The organism is Simplicispira piscis (assembly GCF_054783455.1).
The window spans coordinates 24,428-37,255 of sequence record NZ_BAAGQN010000023.1 but is presented as its reverse complement, the minus strand read 5'-3'; the positions used below and the strand labels follow the sequence as shown (position 1 = coordinate 37,255).

The following is a 12,828-nucleotide window of genomic DNA, read 5'->3' as shown; positions in this document are numbered from 1 at the left end:
TAGGAATAAATAGGGCTATAGCGCTTGATACACAAGCGCTAACAGCTATCAATTTTGAAAATCAATCAACCCAGCAAACGGGCCAGGGTCAGCAAGGCCAGCAACAGCAGCCACACCACGACCGAACGCCAGACCAGGCCCACCACACTGCGCAGATGGCCTACCTCAGGCTCGCGCCCGGGGGTGCTGTCGCTCTCACCGATGCGGGCGTCCACCTCGAAATCCTGCGTCATCTGCGCATCGGCACGCGACTTGAGCGCCTCGCCGCCCAGGCGCACATTGATGGCCCCTGCAGTCGCGGCCAGGATTACGCCGTCGTTGTCATTGGGGAAACGCTGGGCATGAAAGCGCCAGCCGTCGATGGCCTCTTCAAAACTGCCCACGACGGCAAAAACCAGCGCCGTCAGGCGTGCAGGCACCCAGTCGATCGCAGTCCAGGCATCGGCCGTGGCCTTGCGCAAGGATGGGCTGGCCCGCTGCGCAGCGTCGCCGCCCTGGTCGGCCCAGTAGCGGGAAACAAACTCGGCCATGCGGTACAGCACCGCACCCATGGGCCCCAACCCCAGCGCAGCCAGCACAGAGAACCAGGCCAATACCCCGAACACATGGCGGTGCGCGGCCAACACCGAATATTCGATGACGTGGCGGACCACCTCGCTGCGCGGCAGGTCACCCACATCCACCTGCTGCCAATGCGCCAGGCGTTCACGGGCAGCGTCTTCATCGCCCACTTCCAACGCATCGCGAATACCGGTGAAATGGTGGCTGAACTGCCGAAAACCCAGGGTGACGTAAAGCACTGCCACGTTCCAAAGCACCGCCACCGGCCAGCCCACGAACCAGAGCAGCCCTTGGTACACGGCCAGCACAAACAGGGGAGGCACCAGCACTGCGAGCGCCCAGGCCACCCAGCCGTGGTGCGACTTGCCCGCATCGAAATTGCGGCTGACCGACAGTGACCAGGCGCGCAGCCCGGCATGGATCGGGTTGCTGCGCGCCAACGGGCGGGCCTGCTCGACCAGCAGCGCAAACAGGATGGCAAAGAAACTCATGGACGTGGATGATACCGACCCGATGGACAGACCTTGCCTGCACAGAGCCCCCACACAGACCCCAGCGCCTTCATGCCTGCATGAAACGGTAAAAATTGCGCAGCATGCCCGCCGTGGCACCCCAGATGAAATGGCTGCGCACACCGTCATCGTAGGGCATGGAGAACCACTCGCGGCGCACGCCCTCCCACTCCACCGCGTGGCGCTGGTGGTGCGCCGGGTCGAGTAAAAAAGCCAGGGGCACCTCGAAAATCGCGGCTACTTCATACGGGTTGGGGTGCAGCACGCAATCGGGCCGCACCAGAGCGACCACGGGCGTGATGATGAAAGAGGAACCCGTCTGGTACGTGGGCAACGAACCCAGCACTTCGACAAAGCGCCGCTCAAGGCCTACTTCTTCCTGCGCCTCGCGCAAGGCGGTATCGGCGGGACTGCTGTCCCCGGGATCGGCCCGCCCGCCTGGAAACGCCACCTGGCCCGAGTGCGTAGACAAGTGCAAGGTGCGTTCGGTCAACAGCACCATAGGCTGGTCGCGCTGCACGATGGGCAACAGTACCGAGGCGCGGGCCGGTGCCCGCTCGCTGAAGCGTTTCTCCGAGGCAATCTCGGGCGCCCAGACGGGCGGCGCCCGAAAACGCTCCCGCAGTGCCTGCGCCGTTTGCTGCGCCGCAGGCACTGCCGGCAGGTGTGCGTCCACCCCCAGCACCGGTATGGCACGCGGGTCGAAGTCGGGCAACCGGTGCACCGGCGGTTCAGAGGGGGGAGAAAAAGCCATGGGGGAAATGCAGAAAAGCAAAAAGCCGCTACAGACAGAAGCTGCAGCGGCTCGGGCCGTTCAGTCAAGCAATGCTTTACGCTGCGGTCGCCGCAGCAGCAACAGCCGCCGTCTTGTTGACGCGCTGGGGCAGCTTTTCTTTGATACGCGCCGACTTGCCGCTGCGCTGGCGCAGGTAGTACAACTTGGCACGGCGCACATCACCACGGCGCTTGACTTCGATCTTGGCGATCAGCGGGCTGTAGGTCTGGAACGTACGCTCAACACCTTCGCCGCTGGAGATCTTGCGCACGGTGAAGCCACTGTTGATACCGCGATTGCGCTTGGCGATCACGACACCTTCGTAGGCCTGCAGGCGCTTGCGGGTGCCTTCGACCACGTTCACGCTCACGATGACCGTGTCGCCGGGTGCAAATTCAGGGATGGTCTTGCCGAGGCGGGCAATTTCTTCCGCCTCGAGGGTCTGGATCAGGTTCATGTTTACATCTCGCGATCATGTCCGCGCCAAGATTGGCAGCGTCGGGATTGACGTTTGGGCCCCGCATCAGGTGTGCGAAGCGGCCGGGCAGAGGATCGAAAAGCCTTTGATTATAGCTTCTCAGCGCAGACCGTCCAGAACCTGCTCGTCCAGTCGGCTCAGCCGCCCCGCCGCACGCGCTGCATCAATCAGTTCCGGGCGATGGCGCAGCGTCATGGCAAGGCGCTGCGCACGGCGCCAGTGTTCGATGTTCGCGTGGTGGCCCGACATCAGTTCGGCAGGCACCGCCTGCCCTTCCCATTCTTCAGGGCGGGTGTAATGCGGGCAGTCCAGCAGGCCATCGAGCGCTGGATTGAAACTGTCGAACTGGTGGCTGCCTTCGTCGTGCAGCACCCCCGGCTGCAGCCGCGCCACCGCATCGAGCAAAGCCAGCGCAGCAATTTCGCCGCCCGAGAGCACAAAATCGCCCAGGCTGATCTGTACGTCGACATGGCTATCGATGAATCGCTGGTCAATACCCTCATAGCGGCCGCACAGCAGCACAGCGCCCTGGCTGGCCGACCAGCGCTCTACGGCACCATGGTTCAGAGGCTTGCCCATCGGAGAAAAAAGAACCACGGGCGCCTCGTGGCCCGCAGCGTCCCGGCGGTCTGCACGCACGGCGTCCAGACAGCGCAACAAGGGCGGCGCCATCATCACCATGCCCGGGCCGCCACCGAACGGGCGGTCGTCCACGCGGCGGTAGTTGCCCTGCGCGTAATCACGCGGGTTCCACAGCCGCACATCGACCAGGCCCGTGCCATACGCGCGGCGCGTCACGCCGCTGGCCAGGAACGGGCCAAACAGCTCGGGGAAAAGGGTAATGACGTCAAAGCGCATGCTGCGCAGGCCTGGCGGCTTAGTAGTCGGGTTGCCAGTCCACCGTGATGCGGCGCTCCGGCAGTTCGACCTTGTCGACATAGGCCGACACGAACGGTACCATGCGCTCTTGCGGCTTGCCGTCCTGTTCATAGACGATCACCAGCACTGTCTGGGGGCCGGTAGACAGCAGCTCACGCACCTGCCCCAGGGCAACACCTTCACGGTTGACCACATCCAGGCCGATCAGATCGACCCAGTAATACTCATCGCTCTGGGTCTGGGGAAAATCTGCACGGGGCACAAAAATGCGTGCGCCGCGCAACAGTTCAGCGGTATTGCGGTCGTCCACGCCCTGCGCCCAGGCCACGACGGAATCAGAATGCGTGCGCGACTGCCGGATGGCCAGCCGGGCCGTTCCGCTGAACGTGCGAGCGCCCCGCTCGCTGGGCTGCAAAAACCAGCTACGGGCCGCCAGCAAGGCTTGCGGATCAGTGTTGTGCGACAGCACCTTGAACCAGCCCTTGACACCCCAGGCATCGGCGATTCGCCCGACCTCGACGGCATCCAGGGGCAGCTCGGCGGGCTCCAGATTCAGTGCGAGAGTCATGGTATAGGCCTGCGAAGAAATGAAAAAGGCGGGTTCCGCCAGCCATGGACCGACGCAACCCGCCCTTGTGGAAGCTACAAGAGCCTCAGGCAGCCTTCTTGGCCGCTTGCTTGATCAGACGATCCACCGTAGGGGACGACTGTGCACCCACGCCCACCCAGTAGGCCAGACGGTCTTGCGCAATGCGCAGGCCTTCTTCGGTTTCCTTGGCCGTGGGGTTGTAGAAACCCAGGCGCTCGATAAAGCGGCCATCACGGCGTACGCGCTTGTCAGCAACGACGATGTTGAAGAAAGGACGGCCCTTGGAGCCGCCGCGAGAGAGTCGAATGACGACCATGATTTATCCTTCGGGTGGTGGGCCGGCGCACAGCGCACAGGCCACAGAAATTCGCAACGTTTGAGACACGCGACATGACCACCCGGTCAGCGACACGCTGCAAAGCCGCCGATTATATCTTTGTTTGCTCCTGAGAAACGGTTCTTGAATTTATGCCACTGATTCGACCCAGCCATGACGGCGATCTCGCTGCCATCACCGCCATCTACGCCCACCATGTATTGCATGGTACGGGCACTTTCGAGATCGATCCGCCCAGCGCCGCCGACATGGCGGCCCGCCGTGCCGAGGTACTGGCCCGCGGCCTGCCCTGGCTGGTAGCCGAGCAGGACGGGCAGGTTCTGGGCTTTGCCTACGCCAACTGGTTCAAACCCCGGCCCGCCTACCGTTTTTCAGCCGAAGACTCGGTCTATGTGGCTGACAACGCACGGGGCATGGGCATGGGCCGTGCCCTGCTCACCGCACTGGCAGCCCATGCCGAGGCGGCCGGCGTACGCCAGCTCATGGCGGTCATCGGCGATTCCGCCAATGAAGGCTCCATCGCCCTGCACCGTGCATTGGGTTTTTCCGAGGTGGGGGTGATGCGCGCCGTGGGCTGGAAACATGGCGCTTGGCGCGACATCGTGCTCATGCAAAGACCCCTGGGCTCCGGCAACGCCACTTCCCCCGAATAATGCAGGGATGAAAAACAAGACCATCGCTGCTTGGCTCACCTTTTTTGGCGGGCCACTGGGCCTGCACCGCTTCTACCTGTACGGCATGGGCGATTTGCTGGGCTGGATGCTGCCGATTCCCACGGCGCTGGGGCTGTATGGCATTGAGCGCGTGCAGCAAATGGGGCTGGACGATCACTGGAGTTGGGTACTTATCCCGTTGCTGGGTTTTACCATCGCCGGGTGTGCGCTGCGCGCGATTCTGTATGGATTGACCACCCCGGAGCGATGGAACGCGCGCTTTAACCCCACGGCACCCGCCGACGCCGCGCCGGGCCAAACCCACTGGCTCACCATTGGCGCCATCGTGGTGTCCCTGATGATTGGCACCGCCGTGCTCATGGCCAGCCTGGCCTTCAGCTTTCAGCGCTACTTTGAATACCAGATCGAGGAAGCGCGCAAGATCTCCCAGTAATAAGCAAAATAGCTGCTGAGGCTTGTACAACAAGCGTCAGCAGCTATTTATTCGATAGCATAAAAATCAGAACATCTGCAGACTGATCCAGTAGGCGATAGCGGCCACGAAGGCGCTGGCCGGAATCGTCAAAATCCAGGCCCAGACAATATTGCCTGCCACACCCCAGCGCACAGCACTGGCGCGCTGCGTGGAACCCACGCCGACGATGGCCCCGGTAATGGTGTGTGTGGTGGACACCGGAATGCCCAGCATGGTGGCCAGAAACAAGGTCATGGCGCCACCCGTCTCTGCGCAAAAACCGCCGACGGGTTTGAGCTTGGTGATTTTCTGGCCCATGGTCTTGACGATGCGCCAGCCGCCAAACATCGTGCCCAGGCCAATCGCTGCATAGCAGATCACGATGCTCCACAGCGGCGGTGACGCGTCGGAGGCCGAAGCGTAACCCGTGGCAATCAGCAGCAGCCAGATGATACCGATGGTCTTTTGCGCGTCATTCCCGCCATGCCCCAGGCTGTACGCCCCGGCTGATATCAGCTGCAAGCGCCGGAACCACTTATCCACCCCACTGGGGCGTGCCCGGCGAAAAATCCACGCGACAGCCACCATCATGAGCGAGCCCAGCAGGAAACCCAGCAACGGCGAGATAAAGATGAAAGCCACCGTTTTCAAAATACCCGCGGACACCAGAGCACCCGCTCCTGCCTTGGCGATCACGGCCCCCACGATGCCACCAATCAGCGCGTGCGACGAGCTGCTGGGGATGCCGTAGTACCAGGTGATCAGGTTCCAGCAGATGGCGCCGACCAGCGCACCAAACACGACGTGGGTGTCCACCACACTGGGCTGCACGATGCCTTTGCCAATGGTGGCAGCCACGCTGAGGTGAAAAATGAAAATGGCGACGAAATTGAAAAAGGCGGCAAACACCACTGCCTGCCCGGGGCGCAGCACGCCGGTGGAGACCACCGTGGCAATCGAGTTGGCAGCATCATGAAACCCGTTCATGAAGTCGAACAGGACCGCCAGCACTACCAGCATCACCACGACCCACAGGCCGATTTGTACGGTTTCCATGGAAGGATCGCTTCCGGACAGGTCAGGAGTTCTCGAGGACAATGCCCTCGATCAGATTGGCCACATCCTCACACTTGTCTGTGATGGTTTCCAGCAGCTCGTAGATCGCCTTGAGCTTGATCAGCTCCCGCACATCCGGCTCTTCACGAAACAACTTGCTCATGGCACTGCGCAGCACCCGGTCGGCATCGCTTTCAAGCCTGTCGATCTCTTCGCAGGTTTTGAGGGCCGCCTCCGCCGTGGCCGGGTCGGCCAGCTTGTTGAGCAGCTTGACGGCATCGCGTACACGCTCGCAGCACTTGACGCTCAGATCCGTCAGCCGCGAGATCTCGTCCGTCATGTGACGGATGTCGTACAGGCTCATCGTCTCGGCCGAATCCTGGATCAGGTCGGCGACATCGTCCATGGTGTTGATGAGCGAGTGGATCTGCTCGCGGTCAATCGGCGTGATGAAGGTCTTGTGCACCGCCTTGTTGATGTCGTGCGTCACGCGGTCTGCAGAACGTTCGGCGTTGTCCACGTCCTGGGCATACTTCTCGCGCAGATGGGGATCGTTGTAGTTCGCCACCAGTTGCGAAAAAGCATGTGCAGCTTCAACGATGCGATCTGCATGCTGGTTGAACATCTCGAAAAAATTGCCTTCGCGCGGCAAAAGCTTGCCAAACAGCATAGGGGCTCCCGGGGGTGGAATCGAAAATGGATAAAGATGTAACGAAACTGTGACCGTTTCGTAGATAGCGGAAGTTTAACCGCACGTTTTCGGCGGTACCCGCCACAAGGCTGACGTTGAAAGCTTGCCGGTATCAGGCGCCCCTGAAAATGAAATACACCGCGCCGACCATGCACAACCCCGCCCAAAGGTAATCCCACTTGAGCGGTTGTCCCAGGTAGAAAACGGCAAAAGGCACGAAGACGGACAGCGTGATGACTTCCTGAATGATCTTGAGCTGCCCCACATCAAACTGCGTAAAACCAATGCGGTTCGCCGGGACCTGCAAAAGATACTCAAACAGCGCAATCCCCCAGCTGGCCAGTGCCGCCACGTACCAGGGCGATGTCGCCAGATTTTTCAGGTGCCCGTACCATGCAAAAGTCATGAAGACATTGCTGGCGACCAGCAACAGCACCGTTTGTACGGGCACGGACAGGGATAGCAGGGTATTCATCGCATCGCTACCTCACTACGTATTCATCAAAAAACCAGACGGCCCAGTGCAAAAAAGACACCGCCTTGTGAGGCCGGTGTCTTTGGGGCCCTGCGGAGACCTCCGCAGGCATTGCAGTGCTTATTCGCCCAGGTAGGCAGCACGCACCTTCGGGTCGCTCAGCAGTTCCTGGCCGGGGCCGGTCATCGTGATGATGCCAGACTCCATCACGTAGCCACGGTCGGCAATGGCCAAGGCCCGGCTGGCGTTTTGCTCGACAAGGAGAATGGTCACGCCCAGGGCGTAGACATCGCGCACCACCTCGAAGATCTTGTCCACCATGATGGGCGACAGGCCCATGGAGGGCTCGTCCAGCAGCAGCAGCTTGGGCTGGCTCATCAGCGCACGGCCCATGGCCAGCATCTGCTGTTCGCCGCCCGACATGGTGCCCGCGAGCTGGTCCTTGCGCTCGCGCAGGCGCGGGAAGATGGTGAACATCTTCTCGATGTCGGCCAGGATGCCCGCCTTGTCCTTGCGGATGTAGGCGCCCATCTGCAGGTTTTCGGTGATAGTCATGCGGGCGAACACGCCACGGCCCTCGGGCACCATCACCAGGCCTTTTTTCACCAGATCCCAGGCGCCCTTGCCCTTGATGCTCTCGCCCAGGTACTCGATGCTGCCATCGCCCATGGGCTGCGTGCCTGTAATGGCCTTCATGGTGGTGGTCTTGCCGGCACCGTTGGAGCCGATGAGGGATACCAGTTCGCCTTCGCGCACCTCGAAATCCACGCCCTTGACGGCCTGGATGCCGCCATAGGACACCTTCAGCCCCTTGACCTTCAGCAATACATTCGATTTTTCGGCCATGCTCAATGTCCTCCGGTGCCCAGATAGGCCTCAATCACTTTTTCGTTCTTCTGCACCGTCGCCGGCGTGCCCTCGGCGATCTGTTTGCCGTAGTCGAGCACCGTAACGCGGTCGCACAGGCCCATCACCAGCTTCACGTCGTGCTCGATGAGCAAGATGGTGCGGTTGTCGTTGCGAATACGGTCGATCAATTCGCGCAGCATCACCTTTTCGGTGGCGTTCATGCCGGCAGCCGGCTCATCCAGAGCAATGAGTTGCGGGTCGGTGGCCAGGGCACGGGCGATTTCCAGGCGACGCTGGTCACCGTAGCTCAGGGTGCGCGCCTTGTAGTCGGCAAAACCGCCAATGCCCACGTAATCGAGCAACTCTTGCGCACGCTTGGCAATGGCGGCTTCCTCCGCCTTGAAGCCCTTGGTGCGCAGTATGGCGCCCAGCAGGCCGGACTTGGTGCGGATGTGCCGTCCTACCATCACATTCTCCAGCGCCGTCATTTCAGCGAACAGTCGAATATTCTGGAAGGTGCGTGCGATGCCGGCCTTGGCCACCTCGTGCACAGCCGTGGGTTCGTAGGGCTTGCCGGCCAGTTCAAAAGTGCCGCTATCGGGGGTGTAGAGGCCGGTGATCACGTTGAAAAACGTGGTCTTGCCAGCGCCGTTGGGCCCGATCAGGCCATAGACCTGACCACGTTCAATGGTGATGCCCACATCGGAGAGGGCCTGCAAGCCGCCGAAGCGTTTGGAAATGCCTGCAACCTTCAGCACCACATCTTTGGATTTCTCTGCCATGTTCTGTCTTTCTGCGGTGTGTTCAGGTCTTCTGCGTCAGGCTCTTGCCGTGGTCAGGCGCGGGCCACAGGCCACGGGGGCGCAGCAGCATGACGATGATCATGGCCAGGGCGATGAGCAACTGGCGCAGGATAGCTGCGTCCAGACGTCCATCGGTCATGGCCTGCAGCGGGCCGGCCACATAGCGCAGCACCTCAGGCAGCGCAGACAGCAGCACGGCACCCAGAATCACGCCAGGAATGTGGCCGATACCACCGAGCACCACCATGGAGACAATCATCACCGACTCCATCAGGCTGAACGATTCAGGAGACACAAAGCCCTGGAAGGCGCCGAACATGGCACCCGAGACGCCCCCGAATGAGGCGCCCATACCAAAGGCAAGCAGCTTCATGTTGCGCGTATTGATACCCATGGCCTTGGCGGCAATTTCGTCTTCACGGATGGCCATCCAGGCGCGGCCGATGCGCGAATCCTGCAGGCGGTAGCAAATCACAATGGTGATCAGCACCAGCGCCAGGAACAGGTAGTAGTACAGCGTGACCGAGTTGAGGTCATAACCGAATACTTCGAGTGTTTTACCGAAATTGATACCAAACAGCTTGACCGAATCGATCTGCCCAATGCCCTTGGGACCGTTGGTCAGGTTGACGGGGTGGTCGAGGTTGTTCAGGAAGATGCGGATGATTTCACCGAAACCCAGCGTCACGATGGCCAGGTAGTCGCCGCGCAACTTGAGCACAGGAATACCCAGCAGCACCCCGGTGCACGCCGCGATGATCAGCGCCAGCGGTATCACCAGCCACAGCGAGATATGCAGCCCATCGGGAAACATTGCAGCAACATACGCAAAATTTTCTGCCAGGTGGGGCGACGCCAGCAGGGCGAACATATAGGCGCCCACCGCATAGAAGGCCACGTAGCCCAGGTCGAGCAGGCCAGCGTAGCCCACCACAATATTGAGGCCCAGGGCCAACAGCACATACAACAGGGCCAGGTCGGCAATACGCACCCAGGCGTTGCCGAAGGACTGAAGAATGAGCGGGAGGACCAGCAGGGCAATGCCGCCCAAGACCCAGTTGATGGTTTTTTTGTTTGTCATGGCAATCGGTCCTCAGGCACGGTCGGCCACTCGTTCACCCAGCAGGCCCGAGGGGCGCAGCGTGAGGATGATGATGAGCACGATGAATGCAAAGATGTCGGTGTAGTGGCTGCCCAGCAATCCGCCTGTCAGCGTGCCGATATAGCCCGAACCGATCGCCTCGATCAGCCCGAGCAGGATGCCTCCCACCACAGCGCCTGCCAGGTTGCCAATGCCGCCAAACACGGCTGCGGTAAATGCCTTGAGACCCGGCAGGAAGCCCATGGTGTGCTGCGCCGTGCCGTAGTTGGACGCATACATGATGCCGGCAATGGCCGCCAGGATGGCGCCAATGATGAAGGTGGCCGAAATAACCATATCGGGCTTGACGCCCATGAGCGAGGCCACACGCGGGTTCTCTGCCGTGGCACGCATGGCGCGGCCCAGGTTGGTGTGGTTCACCAGGTACATCAGCAGTGCCAGGGACACGGCCGTCACACCCAGAATCAGGATCTGCGTGGGCGTGATGTAAGCGCCACCAATCTCGAAGGGCGAACTCGGCAGCAGCGTGGGATAGGGCTTGTAGTTGGGCTTCCAGATGATCATGGCCAGCGTCTGCAGCAGTATCGACATGCCGATGGCCGTGATCAGGGGCGCCAGGCGAGGACTGTTGCGCAGCGGCCGGTAAGCCACCTTCTCAATCACAAAATTGAGCGTTGCCGCCACCACACAGGCGATGAGGGTCGCCAACAGCAGAATGACCCAGCCCGGCGCACCAGGCATGGCTGCCTGCATCATTCCGATGCAGCTCCAACTGGTCAATGCACCGATCATGAGCACTTCGCCATGGGCGAAATTGATCAGTTGAATAATGCCGTACACCATCGTATAGCCCAAGGCTATCAAAGCGTACATGCTGCCGAGAACCAGACCGTTGATGATCTGCTGCAGCAAGATTTCCATAAGAAAAGTCCTTCGTTTGTGACGGGTCCACACTGGAGGCACCTGGATCGGTACAGCCTTTTGAGCCCGCCTGCCATCTAGCAAAAAACCCGCCGGTAAAGCAGCCATGCGGGTTTGAGGACGGAATTGTAGCCACTTGCATACCGTTCACCATTGCACGTTCGGGGGGGTTTTCCCTTGGGTTTTTGCCCCATCAGGCAGGTTCCCGGTGCATAAGAATTGATTATGGAGACAGTCTTATTGATGTGCGGACTTATCAATCAGGCGGCGCTGCCCTGTTGCGCGCGCGCAGTTCCTGCAACTTTTCGCCGATACGAATTTCCAGGCCGCGCGGCACGGGCAGGTAAAAGCCGGGGTTTTGCATGCCTTCGGGCCAATAACTTTCGCCCGCAGCAAACCCACCGGGTTCGTCATGCGCATACCGGTAGCCTTTGCCATAGTCCAGCTCTTTCATGAGCTTGGTCGGCGCGTTGCGCAGGTGCAGAGGCACAGGGCGCGTACCGTCTTGCTTTACAAAAGCACGCGCCGCGTTGTAGGCCTTGTAGACCGCATTGGATTTAGGTGCGACTGCAAGGTAAACCACGCATTCGGCCAACGCCAGTTCGCCCTCGGGGCTGCCCAGGCGCTCGTACACCTCGGCGCAATCGAGCGCCAGGCGCAGCGCGCGCGGGTCGGCCAAGCCCACATCTTCAGAGGCCATGCGCACCAAGCGGCGCGCCATGTAGCGTGGATCGGCTCCACCATCGAGCATACGTACCAGCCAGTACAGCGCCGCATCAGGGTCAGAACCGCGCACCGACTTGTGCAGCGCGCTGATCGTGTCGTAGAACTGCTCGCCGCCCTTGTCATAGCGTCGCATGCGCTCGCCCAGCACCTTGAGCACCCAGGCATCGGTGATCTCCGCCAGTTGCTCCTGCTGGGCCGCCATGCCCAAAGTTTCCAGGGTGTTGAGCAGGCGCCTGGCATCGCCATCGGCATAGGCCACCAGGCGCTCTATCGCATCATTTTCGATAGCTGGCAGCGCTTGCTGCGCCTGCGCTAGAGCCACAATTTGCTTCAAATCCTCGGTAGAGAGCGGTTGCAGCACGTACACCGCTGCGCGCGAGAGCAGCGCCGAGTTGACCTCGAACGACGGGTTCTCGGTCGTGGCGCCGATAAAAGTAAACAGCCCGCTCTCCACATGCGGCAAAAAGGCATCCTGCTGGCTCTTGTTGAAGCGGTGCACCTCGTCCACAAACACCAGGGTGCGCTGCTGCACCAGCCCATCACGCGCGGTTTCGGCCAGTTGCACGGCCTCGCGGATATCCTTCACCCCACCCAGCACGGCGCTGATGCTGATGAACTGCGCATCAAAGGCATCGGCCATGAGGCGCGCAATGGTGGTCTTGCCCACGCCCGGCGGCCCCCACAAAATGCAACTGTGTGGCCGACCCGACTCAAACGCGAGGCGCAGTGGCATGCCCGGCCCCAGCACATGCTGCTGGCCAATGACTTCAGAGAGCTGGCGCGGGCGCAGGCGCTCGGCCAGGGGTTGGTGGGGTGCGGCAGGGTGTTTCACGGTTGCCATGGATGGTAGCGGGCAATAGGACCACAATAAACACCCACGGAGGTATTCCATGGCCGCTCATATGGCGCCAATCAGCAGTTCCCACCCCTGCGGCGAAAACGCCTG

The 12,828-nt window shown here is 61.1% G+C and carries 16 protein-coding genes; 2 read left to right on the top strand and 14 right to left on the bottom strand.

The annotated features are described in order from the left end of the window. Positions 1 to 65: 65 nt before the first annotated feature. The 6 genes from ACYVOC_RS16260 to rpsP form a co-directional block, all read right to left on the bottom strand. Positions 66 to 1,052, bottom strand: coding sequence for a CobD/CbiB family protein (locus ACYVOC_RS16260; protein WP_116003182.1), 987 nt, complete (start codon positions 1,050 to 1,052; stop codon positions 66 to 68). Positions 1,053 to 1,122: 70 nt separating this feature from the next. Then, entirely contained in the window at positions 1,123 to 1,827 is a 705-nt protein-coding gene (locus ACYVOC_RS16255) for a CoA pyrophosphatase (RefSeq protein WP_116003181.1), read from the bottom strand. 76 nt (positions 1,828 to 1,903) lie between these two features. Then, a complete protein-coding gene (gene rplS / locus ACYVOC_RS16250; RefSeq protein WP_116003180.1) occupies positions 1,904 to 2,305 on the bottom strand; it encodes a 50S ribosomal protein L19 in 402 nt (133 codons plus the stop codon). Between the two features lie 120 nt (positions 2,306 to 2,425). Then, positions 2,426 to 3,184, bottom strand: a complete 759-nt coding sequence (gene trmD, locus ACYVOC_RS16245) for a tRNA (guanosine(37)-N1)-methyltransferase TrmD (protein WP_461162460.1) — start codon at positions 3,182 to 3,184, stop codon at positions 2,426 to 2,428. A gap of 19 nt (positions 3,185 to 3,203) precedes the next feature. Further along, positions 3,204 to 3,773 carry a ribosome maturation factor RimM gene (gene rimM, locus ACYVOC_RS16240; protein WP_116003178.1) on the bottom strand — a complete coding sequence of 190 codons (570 nt, stop codon included), beginning with the start codon at positions 3,771 to 3,773 and terminating at the stop codon, positions 3,204 to 3,206. An 85-nt stretch (positions 3,774 to 3,858) separates the two neighbouring features. Then, entirely contained in the window at positions 3,859 to 4,110 is a 252-nt protein-coding gene (rpsP, locus tag ACYVOC_RS16235) for a 30S ribosomal protein S16 (protein WP_116003177.1), read from the bottom strand. A 152-nt stretch (positions 4,111 to 4,262) separates the two neighbouring features. On the opposite strand from rpsP, the gene ACYVOC_RS16230 reads away from it, so the two are divergent. Both ACYVOC_RS16230 and ACYVOC_RS16225 read left to right on the top strand, forming a co-directional pair. Beyond that, positions 4,263 to 4,784, top strand: a complete 522-nt coding sequence (locus ACYVOC_RS16230; protein WP_461162459.1) for a GNAT family N-acetyltransferase — start codon at positions 4,263 to 4,265, stop codon at positions 4,782 to 4,784. A gap of 7 nt (positions 4,785 to 4,791) precedes the next feature. Further along, entirely contained in the window at positions 4,792 to 5,238 is a 447-nt protein-coding gene (locus tag ACYVOC_RS16225; protein WP_116003175.1) for a TM2 domain-containing protein, read from the top strand. Positions 5,239 to 5,304: 66 nt separating this feature from the next. On the opposite strand, the gene ACYVOC_RS16220 is transcribed toward ACYVOC_RS16225, so the two are convergent. The 8 genes from ACYVOC_RS16220 to ACYVOC_RS16185 form a co-directional block, all read right to left on the bottom strand. Continuing rightward, positions 5,305 to 6,315 carry an inorganic phosphate transporter gene (locus tag ACYVOC_RS16220; protein ID WP_116003174.1) on the bottom strand — a complete coding sequence of 337 codons (1,011 nt, stop codon included), beginning with the start codon at positions 6,313 to 6,315 and terminating at the stop codon, positions 5,305 to 5,307. Positions 6,316 to 6,337: 22 nt separating this feature from the next. Beyond that, positions 6,338 to 6,985, bottom strand: a complete 648-nt coding sequence (locus tag ACYVOC_RS16215) for a DUF47 domain-containing protein (RefSeq protein WP_116003173.1) — start codon at positions 6,983 to 6,985, stop codon at positions 6,338 to 6,340. Between the two features lie 133 nt (positions 6,986 to 7,118). Next, on the bottom strand, positions 7,119 to 7,481 hold the full coding sequence (locus ACYVOC_RS16210) for a DMT family protein (RefSeq protein WP_116003172.1): 363 nt from the start codon (positions 7,479 to 7,481) through the stop codon (positions 7,119 to 7,121). A gap of 120 nt (positions 7,482 to 7,601) precedes the next feature. Next, entirely contained in the window at positions 7,602 to 8,327 is a 726-nt protein-coding gene (locus tag ACYVOC_RS16205) for an ABC transporter ATP-binding protein (protein ID WP_116003171.1), read from the bottom strand. 2 nt (positions 8,328 to 8,329) lie between these two features. Further along, positions 8,330 to 9,112, bottom strand: a complete 783-nt coding sequence (locus ACYVOC_RS16200) for an ABC transporter ATP-binding protein (protein WP_116003170.1) — start codon at positions 9,110 to 9,112, stop codon at positions 8,330 to 8,332. A 22-nt stretch (positions 9,113 to 9,134) separates the two neighbouring features. Further along, complete coding sequence (locus ACYVOC_RS16195; RefSeq protein ID WP_116003169.1) at positions 9,135 to 10,214, bottom strand: ABC transporter permease subunit; 1,080 nt, start codon at positions 10,212 to 10,214, stop codon at positions 9,135 to 9,137. Positions 10,215 to 10,226: 12 nt separating this feature from the next. Beyond that, positions 10,227 to 11,156: a branched-chain amino acid ABC transporter permease gene (locus tag ACYVOC_RS16190; protein ID WP_461162458.1), complete on the bottom strand. Its 930-nt coding sequence runs from the start codon at positions 11,154 to 11,156 to the stop codon at positions 10,227 to 10,229. Between the two features lie 256 nt (positions 11,157 to 11,412). Next, entirely contained in the window at positions 11,413 to 12,723 is a 1,311-nt protein-coding gene (locus ACYVOC_RS16185; RefSeq protein ID WP_461162457.1) for a replication-associated recombination protein A, read from the bottom strand. Between the last annotated feature and the right edge of the window lie 105 nt (positions 12,724 to 12,828).

Coding starts and splice junctions, on each gene's coding strand:
- ACYVOC_RS16260 (WP_116003182.1), bottom strand. CDS start 1,052: ATGAGTTTCTTTGCCATCCTGTTTGCGCTGCTGGTCGAGCAGGCCCGC.
- ACYVOC_RS16255 (WP_116003181.1), bottom strand. CDS start 1,827: ATGGCTTTTTCTCCCCCCTCTGAACCGCCGGTGCACCGGTTGCCCGAC.
- rplS (WP_116003180.1), bottom strand. CDS start 2,305: ATGAACCTGATCCAGACCCTCGAGGCGGAAGAAATTGCCCGCCTCGGC.
- trmD (WP_461162460.1), bottom strand. CDS start 3,184: ATGCGCTTTGACGTCATTACCCTTTTCCCCGAGCTGTTTGGCCCGTTC.
- rimM (WP_116003178.1), bottom strand. CDS start 3,773: ATGACTCTCGCACTGAATCTGGAGCCCGCCGAGCTGCCCCTGGATGCC.
- rpsP (WP_116003177.1), bottom strand. CDS start 4,110: ATGGTCGTCATTCGACTCTCTCGCGGCGGCTCCAAGGGCCGTCCTTTC.
- ACYVOC_RS16230 (WP_461162459.1), top strand. CDS start 4,263: ATGCCACTGATTCGACCCAGCCATGACGGCGATCTCGCTGCCATCACC.
- ACYVOC_RS16225 (WP_116003175.1), top strand. CDS start 4,792: ATGAAAAACAAGACCATCGCTGCTTGGCTCACCTTTTTTGGCGGGCCA.
- ACYVOC_RS16220 (WP_116003174.1), bottom strand. CDS start 6,315: ATGGAAACCGTACAAATCGGCCTGTGGGTCGTGGTGATGCTGGTAGTG.
- ACYVOC_RS16215 (WP_116003173.1), bottom strand. CDS start 6,985: ATGCTGTTTGGCAAGCTTTTGCCGCGCGAAGGCAATTTTTTCGAGATG.
- ACYVOC_RS16210 (WP_116003172.1), bottom strand. CDS start 7,481: ATGAATACCCTGCTATCCCTGTCCGTGCCCGTACAAACGGTGCTGTTG.
- ACYVOC_RS16205 (WP_116003171.1), bottom strand. CDS start 8,327: ATGGCCGAAAAATCGAATGTATTGCTGAAGGTCAAGGGGCTGAAGGTG.
- ACYVOC_RS16200 (WP_116003170.1), bottom strand. CDS start 9,112: ATGGCAGAGAAATCCAAAGATGTGGTGCTGAAGGTTGCAGGCATTTCC.
- ACYVOC_RS16195 (WP_116003169.1), bottom strand. CDS start 10,214: ATGACAAACAAAAAAACCATCAACTGGGTCTTGGGCGGCATTGCCCTG.
- ACYVOC_RS16190 (WP_461162458.1), bottom strand. CDS start 11,156: ATGGAAATCTTGCTGCAGCAGATCATCAACGGTCTGGTTCTCGGCAGC.
- ACYVOC_RS16185 (WP_461162457.1), bottom strand. CDS start 12,723: ATGGCAACCGTGAAACACCCTGCCGCACCCCACCAACCCCTGGCCGAG.